Raw genomic sequence first — 24,625 nt, forward strand, 5'->3', positions numbered from 1 at the left:
TAAGTAGTACCTTATCTTTAGTTTAGCATATCTCAGTGATAGTAGGAATAGCAGAACTATGCTATGATAGTCAGCAAAAAGGAAGTGAAAAAATGCTTAAAAAAATTGAGCGGAGTGCGTTGTTTTTAGCAAAACAGCATGAGCTGTTTATCTGCCCCAAATGTCATCGCGAAATGATGCAACGAGAAAAAAGTTTAGTCTGTATGAACGGTCATCGCTTTGATTTGGCCCAAAAAGGCACACTATATTTTTTGGATCATCAAATCAAGACCGAATATGACAATCATATGTTTGCCCCCCGTGGACGAATGATCCGTTCAGGGATGTATCGACCAGTCATCGAAAAAATTTCTCAATTAATCCAAACAGGGAACGTATTAGATGTAGGCTGTGGTGAAGGTAGTTTCTTGCAACAAATTACTCAGTTCATACAAAATCCTGTAACGATTGGTTTTGACATCGCTAAAGAAGGAATCTACTTAGCCAGCAATCAGCCGATTGAAGCTTTTTGGTGTGTTGCTGACTTGACCAATCTGCCGTTTGCTGACCACTCTTTTGATACAATCTTAAATATTTTTTCACCGTCACATTATCGTGAATTCAAACGAGTAATGAAACCAGAAGGGTGTGTAATCAAAGTCGTCCCACAATCTGGGTACTTAAAGGAGTTACGCGCAGTGTATCATCCAGATGGTGAAACATATTCTAATGAGGCGGTCATCCAACGATTTGAAGAAGAACTTACGATTGATCAGCGGGAACGAGTGACTTATGAATTTGACATCCCAGTGGAAAATCGCTTGGATCTTTTAGAGATGTCACCGCTAGAATGGCAAGTATCACCTGAGATAAAAGCACGTTTAGCTGAAGATCCTTTGAAGAAAATAACAATTGATATAGAAATATTAAAAGGACATTAGAGTAATCGCTTTCATTGAAATTCATGAAAACAGAAGGTTGCATTTGTTACTTCGTGATGTTATAGTACTATCAAGTTGTTTTTCATTGGTTTTTATCAGGTTCCTGTTCTGATAAAAGTTAGTGAAAAGTGCTTCACTAACGTAGTGACTCGCCGTGCTGGACACCGAGTTGGTACGTTTTTTTTTGTTCAAAATCAGTTTTTATGAAAATAAATCTTAAATAAAATCGAGGGAACTACCATGACAAACCATATCGTATTATTTGAACCACAAATCCCTGCCAATACGGGCAATATCGCCCGAACATGCGCAGCTACCAACTCGCCGTTGCATTTGATCGAACCTCTAGGTTTTTCTACAGACGATAAACATTTGAAACGAGCAGGTCTTGATTATTGGAACGACGTAGATATCACTTATCATAAAGATCTCGCTGCGTTTTTAGACTATCTGGGTGATCGTCCATTACATTTAATCACAAAATTTGCCAATGGGACCTATACAGAAATAGATTATACAATGGGAGATCATTTCTTTATGTTTGGGAAAGAAACGACTGGATTGCCTGAAGAATTTATGCGTAAAAATACGGAAAAATGTCTGCGCATTCCGATGAATGATGAGCATGTTCGTTCACTGAATCTTTCCAACACCGTCGCTTTAGTAGTTTATGAAGCTTTACGGCAGCAATCGTTTCCCAATTTAGAATTGACGCATCATTACGAACACGATAAGTTAGACTAAATCAAAGGATTTGGAGAGAAATTTTATGAAACTTTATTTTACTCGTCATGGCAAGACGCGCTGGAATCAAGAAAAACGTTTCCAAGGTATGATGGGAGATTCCCCATTACTGCCGGAAAGTAAAGCAGCAATCAAAGCTTTAGGCACAGAGTTAAAAGAAATTCCTTTTGAAAAAATCTATACGAGCAGTTTAAAGCGAGCATATCTAACAGCAGAAGGTATTAACAAACAATTAACCCGACCAACTGAAATCGTTCGTTCAGAAGATTTACGAGAACTTGGGTTAGGAAAATTAGAAGGACAGTTAATCCCAGCAATCATGGAACGTTACCCTGAAGACATGGTGAATTTACGCCATCATTTAGATCTATACGATCCCACTCCTTTCGATGGTGAAAAAATCGAAGACATGTTGAAACGGATTAATGACCTAGTAGAAAAAGCAGTTGAGGAATCTCAAGAAGGTCCGTTACTTTTTGTTGGCCATGGTGCAGCGTTGACGGCGGCTGTTCAAGCATTAATTGGAAAACCACTGAGTGAATTACGAGCTATGGGCGGTTTATTTAATAATAGTCTAACGATTTTAGAAGCAACGAGCAGCAAGCCGCCGTATGAACTAATCCGTTGGAACGATGTCAGCTTTTTAGAAGGAATCGGTTCAAAACCTGATTCGTTATTGTGATAATAGTAAATCGTCAATCACTAAATGTTCGAATTTTTAGAAGGGAGGAGCAAAATGTCAGAGGAACAGTTATATATTGTGGGGACCTTAAAAGCGATCTTTTTTCAAAATCCTAGTAATTTTTATAAAGTCATGCTGATCAAAGTCAGCGAGACCAATAGTGATTATCTTGAACAGGAGATCGTGGTCACTGGTAGTTTTGGTGACATGCAAGAAGACGAAGATTATCGTTTTTTTGGACATTTTGTAGAACACCCTCGCTACGGCAAACAATTTTTAGTGGAAAGTTATGAACAAGCGCATCCGACTTCAGCAAATGGTTTGATCAATTATCTAGCTAGCGAGAAATTTCCTGGTATCGGTAAAAAAACGGCTGAAAAAATCATCGAAGTCTTAGGTGAAGAAGCTATCGATCAAATTATGGAAAATCCAGCTGTACTAGCCAAAGTTCCCAATTTGAATAGCAAAAAACAAAAAGTTATCGTGGATACTATTCGTCAAAATCATGGGATGGAACAAATCATCGTTGGCTTGAGCCGCTATGGTTTTGGTAGTCAACTTTCTTTTGCAATATTTCAAACATATCGAAATGAAGCGTTAGAAGTCATTGCAGAAAATCCTTATCAATTAGTAGAAGACATTGAAGGAATCGGGTTTAAAAAGGCAGATAGTTTAGCTGAACAATTAGGTATCGCAGCAGATAGTCCGCAACGTATCCGAGCAGCAATTTTTCATCAAGTGAATGAAGATGCCAATCAAAGTGGGGATACGTATGTCGAAGCCCAACAGTTGTTGACTGAAGTCTTGCAATTGCTAGAGACGACTCGTCCGGTTGAGATTGCTCCGGATCAGATTGCGAGTATGATCATTCAATTGGTTGAAGAAGAAAAAATCCAACAAGAAGCAACGAAAATTTATGAAAATACTTTATTTTATAGTGAGTGGGGTATTGCTTCTTCGATTGAACGTTTGTTGGCTCGGAAAAAAGAGATAGACTATCCTCAGAAGACAATCGATAAAAAATTACGCATGATTGAAAAGCAACTACAGATTACTTATGGCGATTCGCAAGACCAAGCAATCAAAGAAGCAATCCGTTCACCGCTATTTATTTTAACCGGTGGTCCGGGAACAGGAAAAACTACGGTGATCAATGGAATCGTCAAAATGTTTGCTGAGTTAAATGGACTGTCTTTAGATCCAAAAGATTATACGAATGCAATCTTTCCAATTTTGCTAGCAGCACCGACAGGACGGGCTGCAAAGCGAATGAATGAAACAACAGGATTACCAGCTAGTACGATCCATCGCTTGTTAGGATTAAATGCTAATGATGATACGCCAGACATTGAAGCTAAAGAATTAGATGGCGGTCTACTGATTGTCGACGAGATGTCAATGGTAGACACGTGGCTAGCCAATACTTTGTTAAAAGCAATCCCTGATAATATGCAAGTCATTTTTGTTGGGGACAAAGATCAGCTGCCTTCTGTTGGCCCAGGTCAAGTTTTTCACGATTTATTGCAGATCGATGACATCCCTAAAATGGAACTAACGGATATTTATCGACAAGGTGACGGCTCTTCGATTATTCCACTAGCTCATGATATTAAAGAAGGTAAATTGCCAAATGATTTTCGCAAAAATCAACAGGATCGTTCTTTTATTTCATGTCATGCATTTCAAATGGAAGAAGTTGTCAAGCAGATTGTTGAACGTGCCAAGAAAAAAGGGTATACAGCACAAGATGTCCAAGTATTGGCGCCCATGTATCGTGGGCCAGCGGGAATTGACGCAATCAATAAGATGATGCAAGAGATTTTTAATCCTAATGATGGGCAAAAAAAAGAAGTTCAGTGGAACGATGTTGTCTATCGCATTGGCGACAAAGTCTTGCAATTAGTTAATAATCCAGAATTAAATGTTTTTAATGGAGACATGGGAATGATTGTCGGCATTATACCTGCAAAAGAATCAGAAGACAAAGTAGACGAACTGGTTATCCAATTTGATAGCAATGAGGTTAGTTATAAGCGTTCTGAATGGAACAAGATCAAACTCTCTTATTGCTGTTCAATCCATAAATCCCAAGGTAGCGAGTTTAAAATGGTCTTACTGCCGATGGTCAAACAATATTCACGGATGCTTCAGCGTAACTTGCTTTACACTGCAGTGACCAGAAGCAAAGACCTGTTGATCTTACTAGGTGAAGAAGAAGCCTTTCAAGCATGCGTGAGCCGAAAATCAGCGGTTCGAAAGACGACTTTGATCGAACGTATCACATCAAAAGAAACAGCAGATGCTCCAGTTCCGCCAAAAAAAGAACCATTTAAGTCATCAAAAGAAGAGCAGCAATCAAAAATAAATGAACCGACTATTTTGACTCCAAAATTAATCGCATCACAAACAGTAGATCCTATGATTGGGATGGAAAATGTGACGCCGATGATGTTTATGTAATAAGTGAATCGAGTCATCTAAAGTAATAAAGTGCTAGTTGTTTGGAAAAATTGACTAGACAATCAAAAAGGACTGAAAATAAATCAAACGATCTATTTTTCAGTCCTTTTATCAGCATACCAGATATATTGTGTTGCGGTGGAAAAGTTCATATCAAAAGAGCGTTCTCCCATCGCTTCGCCGTCTGCTTGACCATGTTGAGGGACAACCGAAACGATCCGAATCCGAGAGCTAGTGTAGTGTTTGTAGTGTTTATTTTGCGTATGTTTTTTTCGTACTAGTTGGAGCAAGAAACGTAAGATTGCCAGTAAATTGGGCTTTTCTACAACTACTAGATCAATCATGTCTTTTTTAGGATCTGCCATTGGTGCGATTGCTATCCCGCCACCGAAATAAGGGATATTTGTGGTAGTACATAAAAACGTCCGTTCAAAACTTAATGATTGACCATTCAACTCAACGAGAATCGGAAATGTTTTTTGTGTAAAGATTGCTTTTATCAAGTACAAAGCATAAGAAGCCGATCCTAGATGATACTTGTTTAAAAGTTTTTTTGACGTAGAGGCATTGGTAGTCGCAACAATTAACGCATCCAAGCCAATACCGACATTGTTTAAAATAATTCCTTGTTCTTCTTGAATCTTTTCTTCGTAATGAAATGTATTAATCGGTTGAGGTCTTACCGCCGAAGTGATTTGTTCGAAAGCTTTCTCTGGTTCACGAGATAGACCGATTCCGCGAGCAAAATCATTTCCTGAACCAGCTGGGATATAACTGACAGGCAGTTGCCGATCCAGAGTGTAAAACTGGTTGACGACTTCATGCAAAGTGCCGTCACCACCAATGACTACTAGTAAATGGAAGGAACGATCAAGATGTTCTTCTTCGCTAGTTTCTGACCAAGAACTCAATAAATCAACGATCCGTTCAACAATCGCGCGTTCATCACCTGGTCTTTTCGTGTAATAAGGTGTATATGTATAATCACCGTCATCCAATAATTGGATAATCTTTTCTGCTGTTTTCGCCGCATTGCCGCTGCCGGCTGCGGGATTAATTAAAATATGATAATGAAACTTCATGTCCTCGATCCTTTCAAAAAATGATTATAACAGAGTAGGGAGAGGAACTGTAGAAGAATGAACCATTTTTTTACGATAGGATTAAATCAAGATCACAACTAGTCCTCTTTTGACTTATAGGCTCATATAAAATTTACCGTTTAAGCAAGACCATCAACTGCGGTTTGGATGAACCAGTTAATGATTTTTTTCTCGTAGTTGGTTGCTTCAAATTCCTTATTGAGGATTGGAGCCTGCTTTTTACGATCTATTTGTACCACTAAGTTGCCCCATAAATAAAGTGCCGTATGGGCATCATTACTTGTGATTTTATATTTTTCGACTAAAGGAGCTCGAGTGCTGCAACAACCGTAATTTCCAGCAGTCCATTGCCCCTTAATGACTGCCTCACCATCTTGTTGTGCATGTTGATAGAGTTGTTCTAATTCATTGTCGATACCTAGCATAGCCATCGCCTGTCCTTCCTTAAAGTAAAGCAATTGTAGCATTTAATGTTGGCGCATTTCAATTTTGCTACACTTAAAAACATAATCAAGGAGTTGACTTGATTCTTAAAACAACGTATGCTGTAAAAGATTTCCAGCGGTTCATCAACCATCCCGCTTTAAAAAAACTCGGAGAAAGAAGGAATAATTATGAATATGGTGGAGAGAAATCGAGTTACTCTCGTAGTGACAAATGGAATTATCATGGCACTTTATTTAGCTTTGACAATCCTAGTATCGCCGGTAGCTTCTGGAGCAATCCAATTTCGTATTTCAGAAAGTTTGAATCATTTAGTCGTTTTTAATCGAAGATACCTATGGGGAATCTTTGGTGGTGTTGTTGTCTATAATGCAATCTTTGGTATGGGATGGCTGGATGTCGTCTTTGGCGGTGGCCAAACGCTTGTAGCCTTATCTTTGACGGCGTTGTTACAAACTATCGTGAAAAATACCAAAATTCGTTTAGTCTTGAATGTCGTATTTTTTAGCGCAAGTATGTTTTTGATCGCGTGGATGTTGAATCTAACTGCTCAATTGCCATTTTGGCCAACGTATGGTTGGACAGCATTAAGTGAAGCAATCATTATGACAATCTCAGCGCCGATCATGTATTATTTAAATACGCGCTTACATTTTGCAAAACAAATATAAAAAATGGCGATCCTAATTTTAGGATTGCCATTTTAAGATTAATCATGCATTGTCAAAGATTCTACTTCTTGAATCTCAAAGTGTTTCCGTTCAAGATAATCGATGATTTGATTCAATTTATTTTCATCTACACCTGCAGGTAAGGTGAATAATGTCCGTCGTCCTTTAAAATCTTGGCCGACATCTAAAGTAATACAACTTGCGATAGGCGTGAATTTAGAGATAATCTTGGCCATTGCCGCCAAGTCGCCGCGTTTTCCAGCTGATACGATTGTCAATACATAGCTACCAGTTTGGATATTCCAAGATTGTGACAGCATACTTAGTAAAGTGCTGTGGGTCAGAATGCCATAAAAGTGATGATCTTCATCTAGAACAGTAATATATGGCAACTCTTTGATCGTGAAAAAAATCTTGAAAAAAGAAGTATCCAATGAAATAAATTTTGTTGCATTTTTAAGTAAATGAGTGACAGGCAGATTCATGTCGCCGCCATTTGCTTTGTGCCGATAAATATGCATCTTGTAAATATTGCCTCGGAAAATTTGATCGCTTTCATCCAGGATTGGGACACAACGAAAGCCAGTGCCTTCTAAAATGTCCAGCGCCTCTTGTAATGTTGTTGATTCATTGATCGTTGTCAAATTCTCTTTGGGGTAAACGAGACTTTTTAGTAACATCCAATAACCCTCCAATAAAGCTATTCATTCTTTCATCATACTATCATATTCTACCTGAGAAAGAAATTTATTTTGGCAATAAGTCTAATCTGTTATCTATTCCATCGAATAAAGAATGGTTAATCGATGATTGACAGAAAAAAGGATAGATGATACTGTTAGTCTGTAACTTTGTGGGGACAATGACTGTGCTTTTTTAAGCATCGGAACTGTTAGCATTGTACTATGCAGTAACAAAGGATAATACACCACAAAAATGTCAGATAACTTGATAAAAAATTATTAATAAGAATTAGGAGTAGATCGCTATGGCAGCAAAAAAAGCGGCTCTGGCCTGTACAGTCTGTGGTTCGAGAAATTATACGAAATCAGTGAGTGAAGGCAAACGCGGGGAGCGTTTAGAGATCAATAAGTTTTGTAAACATTGTAATCAGTATACGATACATAAAGAAACAAAATAATTAATAAACTAGGGGGAGAATCGATTGAGTTTTTTACGCAGTGTAAAAGAAGAAATGAAACTTGTTACATGGCCTTCAAAAAAACAATTGCGCCATGATTCGCTAGTTGTAATCGAAACATCGATTATTTTCGCTTTGATGTTTTTCATCATGGATACAGCGATCCAAGCACTGATCAATTTGATCATTCGCTAGTAGCCAATTCTAAAAAAGCATGTTATACTATTTGAGAGAAAAAACCTTGGGAATGCTGAGGTTTTTTTATTTTAGGACGAGGAGCCGATGGCGAAAATGGAATCTTTTGAAAAACAATGGTATGTATTACATACTTATTCCGGCTATGAAAACAAAGTAAAAGCAAACTTAGAATCACGTGCACAAAGTATGCGTATGGAAGATTATATCTTTCGAGTAGTTGTCCCTGAAGAAACAGAAACAGAAGTTAAGGGTGGCAAAGAAAAAGAGATCGTTCATAAAACATTTCCTGGGTATGTGTTAGTAGAAATGGTCATGACAGATGATTCTTGGTATGTGGTTCGTAATACACCAGGAGTAACTGGGTTCGTTGGTTCTCATGGAGCCGGAAGCAAACCAGCGCCATTGATGCCAGAAGAAATCAATCATATCTTGCGTTCATTAGGTATGAGCACGCGTCAGCATGAACTTGAAGTAGAAGTTGGCGAGACTGTGAAAATCATTGAAGGTGCTTTTGCAGGACTCGAAGGTGTGATCACCGAGATTGATGAAGAACGTGATAAAATTAAAGCCAATATCGATATGTTTGGCCGTGAAACAAGTACAGAACTGGATTTTGATCAAGTCGATAAAATTTAAAGCAAAAAGGTTGTGACTGTTGTCGCAGCCTTTTTTTGATGAGAGCAAGCCAAATAACTAAGTTTTTTAAAAATAATAAATTTAAGATTGATTTGCTGATTTCTTTGAGCTTATAGTAGGAGAAAAATTGGATTGAGAAACGGGGAGAAAGTGTTGAAAAAAGGATTCATCGGATTGTTTATGCTAACAACTCTTTTGGTATTTGTTGGTTGCAGTGTTGGACAAAGTCAGGAGGTTGGAAAAACAGAGAAGCTGCAAGCTTCAGCTGCTGCAAAGACAAGTGAAAACGTGGAGAAAAGTACAGTGCCGACAGTTTTCATCCACGGGTATGGCGGTACCTCCAATTCATTCGGCGGGATGATTCAACGCTTAACAAATGCAGGTAAAACACAAAGAGAGATGGTCATTACTGTTCAAACAGATGGCAGTTTACAAGTTGATGGTCAGTTGAGCAAGAAAAAAAATAATCCAAGTATCCAAGTATTGTTTTTAGCTAATAAAGATAATGAATGGAATCAAACGAAATGGATCTATGAAGTATTGAAATATGTCAAACAACAAGGGGCAGATCAAATAAATCTAGTTGGACATTCGATGGGTGGGGTTAGTTCATTACGCTATTTGACAACCTATGGTCAACCAGAAGATGCACCAATGATCAAAAAATTTATTTCTATCGGTGCCCCATTCAATGATTTCGATGATACTTCTGGAGAGCAATCAATCGATAATTTATTACAAAATGGACCTAGTCAAGAAGCTAGCCGTTACGTCGATTATACAAATGGAATCGGTAATATCCCTGATCAATTGCCGATTTTATTATTAGCGGGAAAATTAGCTGAAGATTCCACAACGGATGGGACTGTTCCATTGACGAGTGCATTAGCGACTTATCCGCTGCTAAAAGCTCATGGTAATCCGATCACGTATCAAGTATTTACCGGACCACATGCACAACATAGTCAATTACATGAAAACCTTGAAGTCGATCAAGCAGTCGCTGACTTCTTGTGGTAAAAATGTTCAACAAACAGCTGAAATAAAGAAAAAGGAGTTGTGACAAAATTTTGTCACAACTCCTTTTTTGATTCAAAAAATTAAACGGTCGCTTTTTCTGGATTACCAAAAACTTGACGTTGCAAACGTAAGCCAGTTGGTGTAGTTGCGACACCGCCTTCAGCTGTTTCTTTGAAGACTTGCGGCATTGCCCGTCCAACTTTATACATGGCTTCAACAACTTCATCAGGTGGAATCACACTACGAATACCAGCCAGTGCCATATCTGCTGAGATAAAGGCTTGAGAAGCACCCATTGCATTACGTTTGACACAAGGGACTTCTACCAATCCTGCTACCGGATCACAAATCAGGCCCATCACATTTTTTAAAGTAATCGCTAGTGCATGAGAAGCCATCTCTGGTGTTCCGCCATTTGCAGCAACTAAAGCGGCTGCTGACATCGCGCTAGCCGAACCGACTTCAGCTTGGCAACCACCTTCAGCTCCAGAAATAGAAGCATTATTTGCCATAACTAAACCAAAAGCGCCTGCAGTAAATAGAAAATCAAGTTGTTCTTCGTGACTTAGATTTAGTTTTTCGCGTGCGGCCATTAAAACCCCTGGTAAAACACCAGCACTACCAGCAGTTGGAGTGGCACAGACCAATCCCATTTTCGCATTGACTTCATTGACAGCAATCCCGTTACGAACAGCTGTCAAAATTGTTTCGCCGCTCATGAATTTTCCGCTTTCAATGTAATCATTCATTCGTTTTGCATCGCCACCAGTGATTTTTGTTACTGAAGTCACACCTTGGATGCCTTCTTCAATAGAGTTTTCCATTACTTCTAAATTGCGTTCCATCAACGCAATGATTTCTTCGCGTGTACGATCTGTTAATTCCATTTCAGTTGTGATCATCAATTCACCAACTGAAGGATAATCCTTTGCTTGTTCGACAAGTTCTTGGATTGAGTAAAACATGACAATTCCTCCTCATTCGTGTTAATGTAAACAGCCTTTGTTGAAAATAGGCTGCAGCGAGCGATTTTTTAAAGAATCCGTGAGTCTAAAAGAGAAAACGCTGCCTATTTGAAATAGGTCACACTTAAAATGTCGCTTTCTTGTTTGATTTCTTTTCTTAAAGCTTCTGGATCTTCAGGTGTATCATCAATCTCTAAAAGAACAATTCCATTTTCACCTTTTGTTTGGCGAGTCATCGTTACTTTTCCGATGTTTAATCCATGTTTCATGAAGATTGCAGAAACGCGTGATAACAAACCAGGTACATCTTTATTGATAATGATATAAGTCGGGTTCCCCATGGCAAGTGAGATGCTGTAGCCATTTAATTCAGTGATCTGAATGTTACCGCCGCCGATAGAAACACCTGTGATAGACATTTCTAAATCACCTTTGATCATTCGGAGAGTAACCGTGTTTGGATGATCAGCGATCTCTTTTTTGGGTACGAATAAAACTTCCATTCCTTGTTCGTGAGCGATTTTCAAAGAATCGGATAAACGAGGATCATCTGGCTCCATCCCCAAGATACCGCCAACCAACGCGATGTCTGTACCGTGTCCGCGATAAGTCTTGGCAAATGATTCATATAAATCAAATTCGACTGAATCAGGACGTTCTCCAAAGATCATTCGGCACACTTTTCCAATTCTTGCTGCGCCAGCAGTATGTGAGCTACTTGGTCCCACCATCACTGGACCAATAATGTCAAAAACACTTCGATATTTTAAAACTTCCATTATTTTAACCCTCCTTAATTTATCCGATGAAAAGCCTCATCAATTCGACCATAGTGTAACATATCCGCTTTCTGAAAATAGCTAGATTAATAATTTATTTTGTTATTCTCATAGTAGTTAAAGAGATTGTGAAGCGTTTTATTATTGTCAAAAAATTTCAACAGTAAGAAATCTATCTTGCGTTTTGATACATAATCTGCTATGATATCAAAGTGTGTCTTTGTACACACTGTTTTAAGTGGGAGGAGAAATTTTGATCTCCAATTAACCACATCACGGACTCAAGGAGGTTTGTCTCGTGGCAAAAAAAGTAGAAAAATTAGTTAAATTGCAAATTCCTGCAGGGAAAGCAACACCAGCTCCCCCAGTAGGTCCTGCACTAGGTCAAGCGGGTATCAACATCATGGGGTTCACAAAAGAATTCAATGCTCGTACAGCTGATCAAGCAGGTTTGATCATTCCAGTTGTGATTTCTGTATATGAAGACCGTTCATTTACATTCATCACAAAAACACCGCCAGCTGCAGTATTATTGAAAAAAGCAGCTAAAATTGAAAAAGGTTCAGGCGAACCAAACAAAACTAAAGTTGCAAAAGTTACTAGCGACCAAGTAAAAGAAATCGCTGAGTTGAAAATGCAAGACCTAAACGCTGCTAACGTTGAGTCAGCAATGCGCATGGTTGAAGGAACTGCACGAAGCATGGGAATCACCGTCGAATAATCATCGACGACCCAAGAAAGTAGCTTCTCAGTTGGCTCCCTATCTAAAGATACGGAACACGTGGGAGGTTCTACCGTTATAACCACATCAAGGAGGAAACAAAATGGCTAAAAAGAGCAAAAAAATGCAAGATGCATTAAAAAAAGTTGATACTACTAAAGCTTACCCAGTTGGAGAAGCAGTAGCACTAGCAAAAGAAATTAACTTCGCAAAATTTGACGCAACGGTTGAAGTTGCTTACAAATTGAACGTAGACCCTAAAAAAGCAGACCAACAAATCCGTGGAGCAGTTGTGCTTCCAAACGGAACTGGTAAAACACAAACTGTTTTAGTATTCGCTAAAGGCGAAAAAGCAAAAGAAGCTGAAGCTGCTGGCGCTGATTTCGTTGGCGACGACGACATGGTTGCAAAAATCCAAGGTGGATGGTTCGACTTTGACGTTGTTGTAGCAACACCTGATATGATGGCTACAGTCGGTAAATTAGGTCGTGTGCTTGGACCAAAAGGTTTAATGCCTAACCCTAAAACTGGTACTGTAACAATGGATGTTACAAAAGCTGTTGAAGAAGTAAAAGCTGGTAAAGTAACTTACCGTGTGGATAAAGCTGGTAACGTTCATGTACCAATCGGTAAAGTATCATTCGATGATGCAAAATTAGTTGAAAACTTCAACACAATCAATGAAACTTTAGTAAAAGCAAAACCTGCGACAGCTAAAGGTCAATACATCAAAAACATTTCATTGACAACAACATTTGGACCTGGTATCCATGTTGAACAAACAGCTATCTAATTTATTTTAGAAAAATACTTGACTCGGCTAGCTTATCTGTGGTAAGTTAGTCGAGGTTAATTTATTAACTGTACCGAAGACAGTAGGTGGCGCAAGTCTTAATTTCCTACCGAGGACATTTATTGAGAACATTCAATAGTCCCTCTATGTCTACGGTGGCATAGGGTATTTTTTTGCTTTCTTGCAAAAAATGCTCTTCCATCAAAATCAGGAGGTGAAATATATAATGAGTGAAGTAGCAATCGCTAAAAAAGCCGCTATCGTTGATCAAGTCACTGAAAAATTCAGCGCAGCAGCTTCAGCTGTTATCGTCGATTACCGTGGTTTAACTGTAGAACAAGTGACTGAATTACGTAAACAATTACGCGACGCTAATGTTGAAATGAAAGTTATCAAAAATTCTATCTTGGTTCGTGCCGCTGAAAAAGCTGGCTTGAACGGATTAGAAGAAGTATTCTCAGGACCAACTGCTGTTGCATTTAGTAATGAGGATGTAGTTGCCCCAGCTAAAATTATCGATGAATTCGCTAAAACAGCTGAAAAACTAGAAATCAAAGGCGGTATCATTGAAGGAAAAGTAGCTTCTATCGAAGAAATTACTGCTCTTGCAAAACTACCGAACCGCGATGGACTTCTTTCTATGCTATTATCTGTCCTTCAAGCGCCAGTCCGCAACGTGGCTTACGCTGTGAAAGCAGTCGCAGAAAAAGAAGAAGAAGTAGCTTAATGGCTGCTTAATTAAAAAATAAAAAACTTACCTAAACGGAGGAAATTAAAATGGCATTGAACATTGAAAACATTGTCGAAGAACTAAAAGGCGCGACAATCTTAGAATTAAACGACTTAGTTAAAGCTATCGAAGACGAATTTGGCGTAACTGCTGCTGCTCCTGTAGCTGCTGTAGCTGGCGGAGCTGCTGCTGGCGCTGCTGAAGAACAAACAGAATTTACAGTTGAATTAACAGCTGTAGGTGACCAAAAAGTTAAAGTTATCAAAGCAGTTCGTGAAGCAACTGGCTTAGGTTTGAAAGAAGCTAAAGCTGTAGTTGATGGCGCTCCTGCACCAGTTAAAGAAGATGTATCTAAAGAAGACGCTGAAGCATTAAAAGCTGCTTTAGAAGAAGTTGGCGCATCTGTAACATTAAAATAATTTTTCTGAATTATTTAGAGACTAGAAACCTTGTTAAATCAGGGCTTCTAGTCTTTTTTTATTTTATAAAAATAAAATTGAATAGGCTTTTGAATAGGTTTTTGCTTAATTAGCCATAAATAGGACTTCTAGGTCCGAGGACCCAAAAGTTAAACAATTTTGAATAGGTTTTTGCTTAATTAGCCATAAATAGAGCAAACTTTTCACCAGTATTCGTAGCCATTTTAGGTGTGACTTTAGCATAAATGTTCATTGTTGTTTGAACATCTTTATGGCCTAGTCTTCCTTGAACTTCTTTCATACTTGCACCAGCTTCAAAAAGCAAACTGCAATGAGTGAATCGGAAGCCATGAGCTGTGATTTTTTGCATATCCTCATGACGATTATAAAAGTTCCTTAGCCAGCCATTGACTAGGGAAGGGCGAATAGCTTTGTTTTGGTTATTACTAAATATTAGTTGGTCTTTCTTGTTAGTATTAAAGCCTAGCTTGAAATACCATTCCCGCTGTTCCCTTTGCCATTCTTGGAGTAGCTGCATAGTTACTGGATCTAAGTTAATCGTACGGTAAGAGTTTTTAGTTTTAGGCGATTGTATAATGATCTCACTATCTTCATTGACTGCTACTGTACGGCCTACTGTTAGCTCATGCTTTAAGAAGTTAATATCTGAATACTGCAAAGCGAGAGCTTCACTTTTCCTTAGACCTGTATAAGCTAAGAGATGAAAGAACACATATTTCATTTGATCGCCTTCAGACTCATAAAGAGAAAGAAATTCCTGTAACTGCTGCTTAGTGTAGAAGTTGACTGGTTTATCTTTCTCTTTTTGTCGTGGTGTCTGTGTCTTTTTCATTGGATTAGTGGCGATTAGTTCCAAGGAGACCGCATAATCAAGCACTAAATTTAATTTCATCTTAAAACCTTTATATCCTCGATACTCCTCATACCAACCATCCAAAACTTTTTGACAATAAGCCACAGTAATTTTATCAAGTCTCATCTTTTTGAAGTGTGGCAAGATATATAAATCAAATACAGTGATCGTAGCTGCTACCGTGGAAGGTTTGACCTTGTTTCGATACTTTGGAAGCCAGTCCTTATAAAGTTGTTCAAAGGTCATAATCTTATTTTGTATAAAGCCATGTTCTTCAATTTCAAGCAATAGCTTGTTGAGTGCTAATGTACATTCTTTTTTAGTCGCAAAGCCACGCCTTGTGGTGTAGCGTTGCTTGCCTGTAATTTCATCTACTCCTAAGTAAGTTTGAAACTGCCATGCTTTTTGTCCATTTTTCTTTGTGTAGCTTGTAATTGTTGCCATTGTGTTTTCTCCTATCTAGCCAGGGCAAGCGAGATATGTATGGAGAGGTTATTTCTTGTAAATTTTAGATACAGTGTCAGAGAAGTCTGCAGTAAGTTTTTCGTTTATTTTTGATAATTCTGTTTGAAAATCTATTATTGATTTTTCTATACTCTTTATTTTGGGATTTGGTTTAGGAAATTTTTTCTCGATTTCTCTTACTTCTTTTATACTCTTCCCAGCTATGGAGTACTTTTGATGATATTCTTTAATTTCATCATTATATCTAATTAAATCAAAGAATAAAGAACGTTTCATAATATCTGAAATTGAAAGAATAATTTCTTGAAGATTATCTAGTTTTTCAGGTTCTCCAGCCTTTGATATATCAGAAAGTAAGAGTGCAAAGTTTCCTAAAAGTCCAGTAATTTTAGAAGCCGTTTCAATATTTCCGCTAGTTACTACTTCTTTCATAATTACAGCAATCTCTTCAATATCTGTACTATTCATAATAAATTTTGCAATTTCTTCACTATTTTTAGAGGTTTCATCGTTTTTTTCATTAGAAAGACCCATTATATAGGGAACAGAAACCTTAAAGTAATCAGCTAAAGAGTGCCAGGTTTCCTCTTTAGGCGTTTGCTCGCCTCTTTCGTAATTACTTAAAGAGGCTCTACCAATTTTTATTCCCTTTTTCTCTAATTCTTGGCTTAATTTCCCAAGGCTTAGACCTGATTGCTCTCTTAATTCTTTCAGTCTATTCATATAGTATAGCCCTCCTAAATTTTATTATACTCTATTGTCAATTTAAAATAAACAACTTTTGTTGTTGACTACTTATGATAAACGTGATAAAGTTTGTATATCGAAAATAGACAAAAGGAGGGGTGTTTTATGAAAGCTAACCAAGATATTCGTGATCGTATTTTTATTAATCGGTTACGAAATTGGGAAGTGGCAGAGGTAGTTGGTATTAGTGACAGTCGCTTATCTGTATGGCTACGAACAGAAATGCGTGAAGATCGTAAGCAACGAGTTGAAAAAGCTATTGATGAATTATTGGAAGAACAAAAGGAAGGCTAAAGTTAAAGTTTCTAAATAAAAAGGAGGTGATTAAATGGATCAATCTACGCTACCGCTCAAAGTTGAGGTATCACATACGCTAAGTAAAGAACAATTGGACAGTATCTCTTCTCAAGTGATTCAAACAACTTTAGAAGCATTGGAAGAAGCAAAACGAACAGTTGGAATCAAGCAGCTTCTAAATAAAAAAGAAGCTTGTCGTTTCCTTGATTGCAGTCCTCAACAACTAGAACTATTTATTTCAAAAGGACTCAAATACCACCGTGTCGGCGAAAGAACCTATTATTTTGATCGTGATGAGATTATGACTTTTATTAAACAATTTTAAATGCCAGGGCAGGCGAGAAAGGCAATAATCTATTCAAAACACATATTCAATCAGTAGTCATAATAGCCAAATGATTGTTATATCAAGGATTTAATCAAGTAAGAAATTGTATTAGGAATATAAAATTGGAGGAATCACAATGGATTTAATAACACAAAATGAAGCAATTAACAAATCATTATCTAAAGTTATCACGGAAGAAACTGCTAATGAGTTAGCAAACTTGGAAGGCGAAGCACTAGAAGAAACGTTTAATTGCTTATACGAGCAAATGGACTATCAGAAATTGCTACCTAAAGATCCAACGGTAAGCGGAGTATTGCAGGGCTTGAACGATTTAGTGCAAGCAGAGTTTCAAGAGCGGCTTTCTATTGAAGAGTATCAAGAAATTTTGTATCAGCAAGTTGAGTTGTTAGCGAGCTTGCTAGGGCTTGAACTGGAGGACGTTGAATGAAGACAGAAATTTGGAACGGACACACTATAAGATTTGTCGAAATTGATAACGAGTGGCGGGCGGTTGCGAAAGATGTGGCGGAAGCGTTGGGAATTGTGAGTATCAAAGATTCTTTGAGAAAAATGGACTCACGTTATAAGGGGGCGTACAAAGTACCTACCCTTGGCGGATTGCAAAAAATGTTGATCCTAAATGAAAAAGGACTATATCGTTTGATTATGAGATCGAATAAAAAAGAAGCCGAACAATTTCAAGATTGGGTTTTTGATGTAATCAAACAATTGCGTCAGTCAGTTGGTATTGAAGGGTTTCAAGTGTTCCGAATGCTAGACAAGGAACACCAAAAAGAAGCAATGGATAAATTAAGCCACGCTATTACTGAGCCACAACCAAGAGACTATATCAAAGCCAACACGATCGCTAATAAAGCAGTTTCAACTATCTATGGACATTCAAAAATGCTTAAAAAAGAAGATATGACGCCTGAAATGTTGGTTGATCGTGAACCTATTTTAGATGAAACGGTGGAATTGATGGCTGTTAAAGAAAAATATGGGTTGCAGTTTTCAGTGAGTGAGAAAATTTATAATCGTTCTGCTAAATTGCAGACAGCTTAGGAGTAAAAAAATGAGGGCAAAAGAAAAAGCCGTTATCCATAACAGTCTTGGCGGACAGGATAAAGGCAAACGTATTGGGATAAAACCCGATATTCTTTTGTCCGATTATATCATATAAAAAAATCGGAGGGAACTATTATGAAACGAAACTTAATTATCGCAAGTATATTAATCGGCTGGATTCTTAGCTTATTACCATTAATCGCAAAAATAGCCATCTTCACAGGTTTGGCGTTATATCTCTTCACTGCTTATGACGAGTACGACTATCAATTAAGAACCGGAGGGCATAAGTAGATGTACAAAACAAAACTATTAAACCAACTCGATAGCTTTGAATTAGAGGAAATTAATCAAGGGATCGCTGAACTAGAAAATAATATCGGGAAAACCTACTTTGGAAATTCATTCAATGAAAAACTAACCGTTTTGTACGTACTTAAAAAACATGCAGATCACAAAATAATTTGTCGAGAAATCAACGAGTTAAAAAATCAGATTTTCACTGAATGGTTAAATATTACTGATGTACGAGAAGCACGAGTAAAAACGTTCAATACATGGGTGAAATATCAGAATCAATTAAAAGGTGCTGAATTTGTTCGGGATGGGTTGAAATACGAACTTGAACAGTTGCAGCTCACAGAGGTGCCTGAATGATTTATATGGGAATATTATCATCCAACATTTTGGAGCGAGGTGAAAGTGCATGAGTAAAACTTTACTGGAAAAACAATATGATCCAACTGGCAATCCAACAGGAAGGATTTTAATGATTGATCGCTGGGGCTTCAAGGAAATCCCTATTGATACGCCAATATTATCTCATGGGGCTACGGTTGGCGTTGGGAATGATAGGAATCGAGAAATTACTATTTCTGTTTTGACGGATGTGAATGGGGATAACAATCCACATTGGCTCAGTTTTGAAGCCCAACAAGCGTGGCTCGTGTTTAACGATCGGTTTAATGAAGATGGCACAAATAAAGCGATATACGCAAGTTAGGAGGTAGTACAAAATTATGGCTAATAGAAGAATGTTTTCAAAAGATGTAATTGATTCAGATAGATTTTTAGATATGCCACCAACAACACAAAATTTGTATTTTCATCTAGGTATCCAAGCTGATGATGATGGATTTGTAGCAAGTCCTAAAAAGGTTAAAAGAGCTTCTAGTGCTACGGATGATGATTTAAAGCTTCTTGAAGCCAAAAAGTTCATTATCTCATTCGAAAGTGGAGTAATAGTAATTGCTGATTGGAAATTAAATAATTATATTCAAAAAGATCGGTACACTCCAACAATTCACCTAGAAGAAAAAAGGCACATTAATACTACCGAAAATAGGTCGTATAAATACGTGGATACACCTTGTATACAGAATGTGTCCAACATGGATACACAGTATAGCATAGCAAAGGATAGCATAGATCAGTTAAGTAAAGAAAAGGGTAGGACAGCAGAGGGAAGCATAGAGCAGAGCAGTTTAGATCAGACTAGACTAGAAGAAGATACCTTTTCTTATGCTGAGAATGCTTTGGATGAGTCTGAATCTATTAATTTAAATGACTGTATTGATTTTTATCAATCTGAAATTGGTAGGCTAGGAAATTTTGATATGAAAACTCTAGAACGATTGTCTAAAGAATATGGCATTGATTTTCTCTATGAGTCTCTTGAAAAGACTGCTTTTAGAGGGGATGTGGCTTCTCCTTTGGCTTACGTTACTACTTTATTAAAAGAATGGAGACGTAAAGGTTTCACTGATATAAGTGATATTACAAATGAACAAGAAGAGTTCAACGAACAATTTGAAGAAGACCTTCCATTTTAAGGATTGTTTAAAGTAACAAATAGAGCAACAAGGGCAACAAAACATGTTGGTAAAGGAGAGATAGTATGAAGGACATTGATTTTCAAGTTTTGAAACTTATTCCAAGTTCAGAGAAACGAATCACTACCAGAGAAATCAGTAAGTTATTGAGAATAAGTGAACGCCAAGTATTTTCTTCTACAGAACGATTGAAAAAAGCTGGTGTACCTATTGTTTCAGAACGTATCGGAAATAAAGGGATGTTCATTGCACGAACAGAAGAAGAACGTCAAATAGGGTTAACAAGCTTTAAAAATCAGATCAGAGCAATGGAGGAACGTTTAAAGCAGGTCGAGAACGCTAGACTTGAGACATGGAACTACGACCTTAAAGACCCACAATGGCGAGAGAGAGCCACAGGGGCGCAACTTATAAAATTAAATGGTAAAGAGTTTACGTTGAATTTTGAACTTTCCGGAGACGATACAACAAAAGGTTATGCCACAATACCGGATGAGTTTTTTGCAGAAATTGAGAAGATGAAAAATAAAGATGGGAGAGTTGTAAATGGATAAAGTATACATTGATAATAATAAAAAATCAGTGGCAGTCGAGTTACCTCAATATGGTGAGGTATCCTTGCTGATAAAAGATGGGAAAGTAGTAAAGTATGACGTCATTTCTTCACACTTATTAGGTGAAAAAAAGAGATAAAACAGCATTAAAACAACAGTTAAATGTATAAAATTTGTTGTAAATGTGCTATAATAAGGCAAGTTGAATAACAGTATCTTACTAGGAAGAACCAGAGGATATGAGATGAAACGCAATCTATTGCGAATTGTCTTGTGTCCTCTTTTTTATGTCAACAAATAATCTGAAAATCCAACAGACGATGATCCACGACAATCGTTTTTATTCAGGAATTTACTTATAAAGGAGGATTAAAAATGGCTGAATTAAATATAAGGCAAGATCGTTTTTTGAAAGCTTTGCTAGAATGTGCTTCTATCGATGAAGCATGCAAAAAAACTGGAATTAATAGATCAACAGGCTACAAGTATCTAAAAGATAAAGAATTTATGGACGAATACCGAGGTTTGCGTCGTGATGCAATGCAGCAAGTTACTGCTAGGCTGCAAAAAGCGTCAGAGGAAGCGGTAGCAGTCCTAAAAGAAATAATGAACAATACAGAATCACCACCAGCTTCACGAGTAACTAGCGCTAAGAATGTGCTTGATGTGGCCTATCGTAGCTTAGAGCTTGATGATTATCAGAAAGAAATCGAGGAAATCAAGTCAATCATTGGGAGGGGACAAGATGAGTAACCTCAAAAATGAAATAGCAAGATTGAAGAAAATTGTCGGACAGGCTTCACCGCAAGACGTTGTTTTCATGATTAATGGTGAAGATGAGGCAGAGGAGTTTGTGCTTGTGGACGGTCAGAAGATGTCGTATGAGGACTTCTTAGCTAAGTATCCCGGGTACAAGCCGGAATCCTTTGAGATAGAGATGGGGGAATGGCATGAACCTTAGAAATGAAATCTCAAGCTTGAAGAAGGTTGTAGCGAATGAATTTTTGCATACTAACCAGAAAGAAATGCTAATAAGTGTGTACTTAGATAGGCTAGAAGATTGGGTAACTAACCCAACAGCACAAGTTATGCCGTTTTCAAAATTTGAAACAGCATTTCATCAGTTAGATCAAGAAGAAAAAGTTCAAGTGGCGTTGGAATACCGGCAAACTGGGACAGTCAAACAAATAGGGGGAATTGAAAAATGAAAGAATTGAAAAGCTCGAAATTGGTAATTGATTACATTGAAACCGCAGTTCGATTGAGCAATAAGTATGCCCAAGATATGGATAACATGAAGAAAAAACTTGCTGATGACCTTCTCACAGGCAAGGGCTTCGAGCTGAAAAAAGCGAACTTAGAAAATGAACTACTTACTACAATGGAAAATAAAAAGAAGGCAATCGTGCAACAGATTGAAAGTGATCGTGCTGGAATTAAAGCCATTGCAGATAAAAGTAAAACAAGTTTAACGCCGGAAGATATCGATGTTTTGAATTTCTTGGGCGGCATGGAGACCGTAACGGCTGAAGATTTAACACCGTATCAGCTTCAATACCAAGATACACCACTTGCACTGAAACGTATTGGAGAAATCGCTAAGCAAAAGGATTTATTCTTGCCTGAATTAACCAACAAATATGAGGAAGCAGAAAAATTATTTTCGAGCTTAGAGAAAGTGATGAAAGATTTTTCTACTACCTACAATGTAACGACTACTACAAACGAAGTAGCAATTTCTTATAAAGCGATGGCCGGAGCTTTTGTTGATAACATTAACGATAAGACAAAGACAGTAAATGAATTATTTGGCTTTCAATCTATGGGGAATGCGGTAGATAGTGCAGCACGCTTTATAGAAGAATTTGATAAAGAAAATGAACCTAGTTTTCAAGATCAACTACGGGAGATTGTTTCAGCTTATCAGCAATAAATCATTTAGGAGGCTGCTTATCGGTGGCCTCTTTACATAATATTTAGGGGGCTTGCCTTGTGGACGTGATGGACGAGTTGGTAATTAAGGAATACTTCAACCTGGGTAGAACAATCGAACGCCTAAAGAACCGTAGAGACAGCCTTCACCGGGAGTTTTACCAGCAGTCCATGACAACCCGTCTCGAATATAACGCCCTGGGCATTGTATCAAGAGGCTTCCGTCCTGATAGCGAAATAGTCAACCTATATGACCGTATAGACGTTGTGGAGCGTAGAATAGAGCGCAACAGCTACCGTTTAAAGCACTTCAACGCCTATCTAAAGCGTTTGCCTAGCAGTGAAGTATATGGCCTGAAAAGGAAGTATATGGGCTACCACGAGGCGTATATAAAAGAGGAGACTTTGCAAAAAATTCTTTTAGAAGTCTAAAACTTGAGAAATTACAGGGTGGTGAAAGAATCTGCAGGTGCTGACACCAAATGATCGTGAGGCGGCAACTTTGATTAGAAGTCTAAAACTTGAGAAATGGGAGCCGAACCCGGATAAATGGTTTGCGACAATCTATTTTGGTGGAGAGCAATAAAAAGGTGTGTGTCACAGGAGCATTCTAAGCACGTTTTAGATTGAAAGGTGGGTAATTACACGATGGAGAGCTAGCTGACGCACTTAATCAGTGCATAAGCTGGGTGAACGAATCGTTACATCACCAAGGAAAAACCAACAACGGGGGGGACCGCTTAGGGTGTAAAGGAGTTCACGTCCTAAGCTATTACTTATTTTTGAGTATAGAAAAACCGCCCACAAAGTGAACGGCTACTTGCCCTAGACTAATCGAGTTTTGAATATGTTTTTGAATATGCTTGAATATGTTATCAGTTAAATTGTAGTAATGAGATTATAGAGAAAATGGTGATACTAAAGAATAGAAATATCCAGTTTCTTCCTATTATATGTGCTTTTTTGTAACATTAAAATAATTTTTGCAAATTATTTAAAGACTAGAAACCTTGTTAAATCAAGGCTTCTAGTCTTTTTTTTGTGCTGATGATTTAAATAAATAAATGAGACCGGCTTGTCATTAAGCTGATCTCATTTATTCTATAAGATTATCCAATTTTAGCTACTCTCCCGCCTAACTTGTCAGCAAGTTTGGTTGCTTGTTCTTCGGTATTAAAACGCCATGCTAAATTTTTATCATGTGTTCTCTTGCCCTTAGCGGTAATGTAACTATGTAGGACAATAATTGTATACATAAGAGCGTTGCTCCTTTCAGATAGTCTGTGACGATTATAGAAGAAATAGAAAGCGCTGTCAATAGATGTCGTAAATAATCGTGTATATCTGTGAAATAGATAAAATATATCACAGATAATAATAATTATATATAAATAAAAAAATTTATTTTATGAGTCGAACAAACTAGGCAAGTTCTTCAGCTGATGCTTTATGAGGTCTTCTGGTTTAATAGATAAAAGGCGAAAATCAAATATAGATTTAGCCATTTTTCCTATAGTAAAATTAATCTGTAGTGTAGAGATTAAGCGAAATGGATATTTTTGGCAGCGGTTACTTTTTGAGCAAGTTCTTTGTATTATTAAATAATAATGAGTAGACTAATGATAAGAAGAAAAGGAGTGATAAATTTTGAAAAAACTATACGAAACAGCGATGATTAATCATGGAGGCCGTGACGGAGAAGTCCAAGCACCAAATGGCAGTATGAAGATGAAGATTGAAGCGCCTTCTATTCATGCAGAAGGGACAAACCCAGAACAATTATTTGCAGCAGGCTACGCTTCTTGTTTTAATGGTGCCGTTCACCATATGTTGGAAGAGCATAAACTTGAGTCAGATGCCGAAGTAAAAGCTCGTGTATCATTATACCAGCTTGATGATGGCGGGTATCAAATCGGAGTGATTTTAGAAGTTTCACTACCTGGTGTGAAAAAAGAAGAGGCACAAAAAGTCGTTGAAGAAGCGAATGAATTCTGTCCCTATTCAAAAGCAACTAAAGGAAATATTGATGTAGAAGTCAAATTAGTATAAAAGATTGATCTCCCACAATGATGGGAGATTTTTTGTTTTAACAAAAATAG

Annotated in this window: 37 protein-coding genes and 1 other annotated feature; of the genes, 29 read left to right on the forward strand and 8 right to left on the reverse strand. The window is 37.6% G+C overall.

Annotation, left to right across the window (positions count from 1 at the left end; genetic code table 11):
• Nucleotides 1-92 precede the first annotated feature (92 nt).
• From P7D84_RS02650 to recD2, 4 genes are all read left to right on the forward strand, one after another.
• On the forward strand, nucleotides 93-920 hold the full coding sequence (locus tag P7D84_RS02650; protein WP_311804907.1) for a methyltransferase domain-containing protein: 828 nt from the start codon (nucleotides 93-95) through the stop codon (nucleotides 918-920).
• A gap of 240 nt (nucleotides 921-1,160) precedes the next feature.
• Complete coding sequence (gene trmL / locus P7D84_RS02655; protein WP_311804908.1) at nucleotides 1,161-1,664, forward strand: tRNA (uridine(34)/cytosine(34)/5-carboxymethylaminomethyluridine(34)-2'-O)-methyltransferase TrmL; 504 nt, start codon at nucleotides 1,161-1,163, stop codon at nucleotides 1,662-1,664.
• 25 nt (nucleotides 1,665-1,689) lie between these two features.
• Nucleotides 1,690-2,346 carry a histidine phosphatase family protein gene (locus P7D84_RS02660; protein WP_137603817.1) on the forward strand — a complete coding sequence of 219 codons (657 nt, stop codon included), beginning with the start codon at nucleotides 1,690-1,692 and terminating at the stop codon, nucleotides 2,344-2,346.
• Between the two features lie 54 nt (nucleotides 2,347-2,400).
• Nucleotides 2,401-4,806: an SF1B family DNA helicase RecD2 gene (gene recD2 / locus P7D84_RS02665; protein ID WP_311804909.1), complete on the forward strand. Its 2,406-nt coding sequence runs from the start codon at nucleotides 2,401-2,403 to the stop codon at nucleotides 4,804-4,806.
• 92 nt (nucleotides 4,807-4,898) lie between these two features.
• Here recD2 and P7D84_RS02670 read toward each other — a convergent pair whose 3' ends face one another.
• The gene (locus P7D84_RS02670; protein ID WP_311804910.1) at nucleotides 4,899-5,888 is read right to left on the reverse strand and encodes a diacylglycerol/lipid kinase family protein; all 990 of its coding nucleotides are present in this window, start codon (nucleotides 5,886-5,888) and stop codon (nucleotides 4,899-4,901) included.
• A gap of 140 nt (nucleotides 5,889-6,028) precedes the next feature.
• On the reverse strand, nucleotides 6,029-6,340 hold the full coding sequence (locus P7D84_RS02675) for a hypothetical protein (RefSeq protein WP_311804911.1): 312 nt from the start codon (nucleotides 6,338-6,340) through the stop codon (nucleotides 6,029-6,031).
• Between the two features lie 180 nt (nucleotides 6,341-6,520).
• Between P7D84_RS02675 and P7D84_RS02680 the strand changes: the two genes are divergently transcribed.
• Nucleotides 6,521-7,024 carry a QueT transporter family protein gene (locus P7D84_RS02680; RefSeq protein ID WP_376716907.1) on the forward strand — a complete coding sequence of 168 codons (504 nt, stop codon included), beginning with the start codon at nucleotides 6,521-6,523 and terminating at the stop codon, nucleotides 7,022-7,024.
• Between the two features lie 38 nt (nucleotides 7,025-7,062).
• Here P7D84_RS02680 and cbpA read toward each other — a convergent pair whose 3' ends face one another.
• Nucleotides 7,063-7,704 carry a cyclic di-AMP binding protein CbpA gene (gene cbpA / locus P7D84_RS02685; RefSeq protein ID WP_137603813.1) on the reverse strand — a complete coding sequence of 214 codons (642 nt, stop codon included), beginning with the start codon at nucleotides 7,702-7,704 and terminating at the stop codon, nucleotides 7,063-7,065.
• A 308-nt stretch (nucleotides 7,705-8,012) separates the two neighbouring features.
• On the opposite strand from cbpA, the gene rpmG reads away from it, so the two are divergent.
• The 4 genes from rpmG to P7D84_RS02705 all read left to right on the forward strand — a co-directional run bounded on the left by rpmG (nucleotide 8,013) and on the right by P7D84_RS02705 (nucleotide 10,019).
• A complete protein-coding gene (gene rpmG / locus P7D84_RS02690) occupies nucleotides 8,013-8,165 on the forward strand; it encodes a 50S ribosomal protein L33 (protein ID WP_137603812.1) in 153 nt (50 codons plus the stop codon).
• Between the two features lie 24 nt (nucleotides 8,166-8,189).
• Nucleotides 8,190-8,360 carry a preprotein translocase subunit SecE gene (secE, locus tag P7D84_RS02695; RefSeq protein WP_137603811.1) on the forward strand — a complete coding sequence of 57 codons (171 nt, stop codon included), beginning with the start codon at nucleotides 8,190-8,192 and terminating at the stop codon, nucleotides 8,358-8,360.
• Between the two features lie 96 nt (nucleotides 8,361-8,456).
• Nucleotides 8,457-8,999, forward strand: a complete 543-nt coding sequence (gene nusG, locus P7D84_RS02700; RefSeq protein WP_137603902.1) for a transcription termination/antitermination protein NusG — start codon at nucleotides 8,457-8,459, stop codon at nucleotides 8,997-8,999.
• A gap of 180 nt (nucleotides 9,000-9,179) precedes the next feature.
• Nucleotides 9,180-10,019 carry an alpha/beta fold hydrolase gene (locus tag P7D84_RS02705; protein ID WP_446493932.1) on the forward strand — a complete coding sequence of 280 codons (840 nt, stop codon included), beginning with the start codon at nucleotides 9,180-9,182 and terminating at the stop codon, nucleotides 10,017-10,019.
• Nucleotides 10,020-10,099: 80 nt separating this feature from the next.
• On the opposite strand, the gene sdaAA is transcribed toward P7D84_RS02705, so the two are convergent.
• On the reverse strand, nucleotides 10,100-10,984 hold the full coding sequence (gene sdaAA / locus P7D84_RS02710) for an L-serine ammonia-lyase, iron-sulfur-dependent, subunit alpha (protein ID WP_311804914.1): 885 nt from the start codon (nucleotides 10,982-10,984) through the stop codon (nucleotides 10,100-10,102).
• Between the two features lie 104 nt (nucleotides 10,985-11,088).
• Nucleotides 11,089-11,763 (reverse strand): L-serine ammonia-lyase, iron-sulfur-dependent subunit beta, encoded by a 675-nt coding sequence (sdaAB, locus tag P7D84_RS02715; protein WP_137603809.1) that lies wholly within the window; start codon nucleotides 11,761-11,763, stop codon nucleotides 11,089-11,091.
• A 298-nt stretch (nucleotides 11,764-12,061) separates the two neighbouring features.
• Between sdaAB and rplK the strand changes: the two genes are divergently transcribed.
• From rplK to rplL, 4 genes are all read left to right on the forward strand, one after another.
• On the forward strand, nucleotides 12,062-12,484 hold the full coding sequence (rplK, locus tag P7D84_RS02720) for a 50S ribosomal protein L11 (protein WP_137603808.1): 423 nt from the start codon (nucleotides 12,062-12,064) through the stop codon (nucleotides 12,482-12,484).
• A gap of 103 nt (nucleotides 12,485-12,587) precedes the next feature.
• Entirely contained in the window at nucleotides 12,588-13,277 is a 690-nt protein-coding gene (gene rplA / locus P7D84_RS02725; RefSeq protein ID WP_137603807.1) for a 50S ribosomal protein L1, read from the forward strand.
• Nucleotides 13,278-13,332: 55 nt separating this feature from the next.
• Nucleotides 13,333-13,459: a sequence feature (ribosomal protein L10 leader region), on the forward strand.
• Between the two features lie 44 nt (nucleotides 13,460-13,503).
• Nucleotides 13,504-14,004, forward strand: a complete 501-nt coding sequence (gene rplJ, locus P7D84_RS02730) for a 50S ribosomal protein L10 (protein ID WP_137603806.1) — start codon at nucleotides 13,504-13,506, stop codon at nucleotides 14,002-14,004.
• Nucleotides 14,005-14,054: 50 nt separating this feature from the next.
• Nucleotides 14,055-14,426 (forward strand): 50S ribosomal protein L7/L12, encoded by a 372-nt coding sequence (gene rplL, locus P7D84_RS02735; protein ID WP_010746467.1) that lies wholly within the window; start codon nucleotides 14,055-14,057, stop codon nucleotides 14,424-14,426.
• 175 nt (nucleotides 14,427-14,601) lie between these two features.
• On the opposite strand, the gene P7D84_RS02740 is transcribed toward rplL, so the two are convergent.
• A complete protein-coding gene (locus P7D84_RS02740) occupies nucleotides 14,602-15,744 on the reverse strand; it encodes a site-specific integrase (protein ID WP_311804915.1) in 1,143 nt (380 codons plus the stop codon).
• Nucleotides 15,745-15,792: 48 nt separating this feature from the next.
• Nucleotides 15,793-16,488, reverse strand: coding sequence for a helix-turn-helix domain-containing protein (locus P7D84_RS02745; RefSeq protein WP_311804916.1), 696 nt, complete (start codon nucleotides 16,486-16,488; stop codon nucleotides 15,793-15,795).
• A 129-nt stretch (nucleotides 16,489-16,617) separates the two neighbouring features.
• Here P7D84_RS02745 and P7D84_RS02750 point away from each other — a divergent pair, with 129 nt between their 5' ends.
• From P7D84_RS02750 to P7D84_RS02820, 15 genes are all read left to right on the forward strand, one after another.
• Nucleotides 16,618-16,806, forward strand: a complete 189-nt coding sequence (locus P7D84_RS02750) for a hypothetical protein (protein WP_311804917.1) — start codon at nucleotides 16,618-16,620, stop codon at nucleotides 16,804-16,806.
• A 34-nt stretch (nucleotides 16,807-16,840) separates the two neighbouring features.
• Nucleotides 16,841-17,134 carry a helix-turn-helix transcriptional regulator gene (locus tag P7D84_RS02755; protein WP_311804918.1) on the forward strand — a complete coding sequence of 98 codons (294 nt, stop codon included), beginning with the start codon at nucleotides 16,841-16,843 and terminating at the stop codon, nucleotides 17,132-17,134.
• A 139-nt stretch (nucleotides 17,135-17,273) separates the two neighbouring features.
• Nucleotides 17,274-17,588: a hypothetical protein gene (locus P7D84_RS02760; RefSeq protein ID WP_311804919.1), complete on the forward strand. Its 315-nt coding sequence runs from the start codon at nucleotides 17,274-17,276 to the stop codon at nucleotides 17,586-17,588.
• A complete protein-coding gene (locus P7D84_RS02765) occupies nucleotides 17,585-18,205 on the forward strand; it encodes a BRO-N domain-containing protein (RefSeq protein WP_311804920.1) in 621 nt (206 codons plus the stop codon). The genes P7D84_RS02760 and P7D84_RS02765 overlap by 4 nt, the downstream gene beginning before the upstream one ends.
• 138 nt (nucleotides 18,206-18,343) lie before the next feature.
• Nucleotides 18,344-18,502: a hypothetical protein gene (locus P7D84_RS02770; protein WP_185066953.1), complete on the forward strand. Its 159-nt coding sequence runs from the start codon at nucleotides 18,344-18,346 to the stop codon at nucleotides 18,500-18,502.
• Complete coding sequence (locus P7D84_RS02775) at nucleotides 18,503-18,865, forward strand: hypothetical protein (protein WP_311804921.1); 363 nt, start codon at nucleotides 18,503-18,505, stop codon at nucleotides 18,863-18,865. It abuts the gene before it with no gap.
• Nucleotides 18,866-18,914: 49 nt separating this feature from the next.
• Complete coding sequence (locus P7D84_RS02780; RefSeq protein ID WP_311804922.1) at nucleotides 18,915-19,211, forward strand: hypothetical protein; 297 nt, start codon at nucleotides 18,915-18,917, stop codon at nucleotides 19,209-19,211.
• Between the two features lie 16 nt (nucleotides 19,212-19,227).
• A complete protein-coding gene (locus P7D84_RS02785) occupies nucleotides 19,228-20,040 on the forward strand; it encodes a YggL 50S ribosome-binding family protein (RefSeq protein WP_311804923.1) in 813 nt (270 codons plus the stop codon).
• 65 nt (nucleotides 20,041-20,105) lie between these two features.
• On the forward strand, nucleotides 20,106-20,594 hold the full coding sequence (locus P7D84_RS02790; RefSeq protein ID WP_311804924.1) for a hypothetical protein: 489 nt from the start codon (nucleotides 20,106-20,108) through the stop codon (nucleotides 20,592-20,594).
• The gene (locus P7D84_RS02795; protein ID WP_311804925.1) at nucleotides 20,587-20,733 is read left to right on the forward strand and encodes a hypothetical protein; all 147 of its coding nucleotides are present in this window, start codon (nucleotides 20,587-20,589) and stop codon (nucleotides 20,731-20,733) included. The genes P7D84_RS02790 and P7D84_RS02795 overlap by 8 nt, the downstream gene beginning before the upstream one ends.
• Before the next feature lie 236 nt (nucleotides 20,734-20,969).
• A complete protein-coding gene (locus tag P7D84_RS02800; RefSeq protein WP_137610003.1) occupies nucleotides 20,970-21,347 on the forward strand; it encodes a phage replication protein in 378 nt (125 codons plus the stop codon).
• Nucleotides 21,340-21,555, forward strand: a complete 216-nt coding sequence (locus P7D84_RS02805) for a hypothetical protein (protein WP_311804926.1) — start codon at nucleotides 21,340-21,342, stop codon at nucleotides 21,553-21,555. The genes P7D84_RS02800 and P7D84_RS02805 overlap by 8 nt, the downstream gene beginning before the upstream one ends.
• Nucleotides 21,545-21,802 carry a hypothetical protein gene (locus P7D84_RS02810; RefSeq protein WP_311804927.1) on the forward strand — a complete coding sequence of 86 codons (258 nt, stop codon included), beginning with the start codon at nucleotides 21,545-21,547 and terminating at the stop codon, nucleotides 21,800-21,802. Before P7D84_RS02805 ends, P7D84_RS02810 begins: the two co-directional genes overlap by 11 nt.
• Nucleotides 21,799-22,527, forward strand: coding sequence for a hypothetical protein (locus P7D84_RS02815; RefSeq protein ID WP_311804928.1), 729 nt, complete (start codon nucleotides 21,799-21,801; stop codon nucleotides 22,525-22,527). The genes P7D84_RS02810 and P7D84_RS02815 overlap by 4 nt, the downstream gene beginning before the upstream one ends.
• Before the next feature lie 59 nt (nucleotides 22,528-22,586).
• A complete protein-coding gene (locus tag P7D84_RS02820; RefSeq protein WP_311804929.1) occupies nucleotides 22,587-22,958 on the forward strand; it encodes a hypothetical protein in 372 nt (123 codons plus the stop codon).
• A gap of 677 nt (nucleotides 22,959-23,635) precedes the next feature.
• Here P7D84_RS02820 and P7D84_RS02825 read toward each other — a convergent pair.
• The gene (locus P7D84_RS02825; protein ID WP_170999783.1) at nucleotides 23,636-23,782 is read right to left on the reverse strand and encodes a hypothetical protein; all 147 of its coding nucleotides are present in this window, start codon (nucleotides 23,780-23,782) and stop codon (nucleotides 23,636-23,638) included.
• A gap of 391 nt (nucleotides 23,783-24,173) precedes the next feature.
• Here P7D84_RS02825 and P7D84_RS02830 point away from each other — a divergent pair, with 391 nt between their 5' ends.
• Nucleotides 24,174-24,575, forward strand: coding sequence for an organic hydroperoxide resistance protein (locus P7D84_RS02830; protein WP_311804930.1), 402 nt, complete (start codon nucleotides 24,174-24,176; stop codon nucleotides 24,573-24,575).
• Nucleotides 24,576-24,625 lie beyond the last annotated feature (50 nt).

This window comes from Enterococcus dongliensis (assembly GCF_031927985.1).
Classification (GTDB): Bacteria; Bacillota; Bacilli; order Lactobacillales; family Enterococcaceae; genus Enterococcus_A; species Enterococcus_A dongliensis.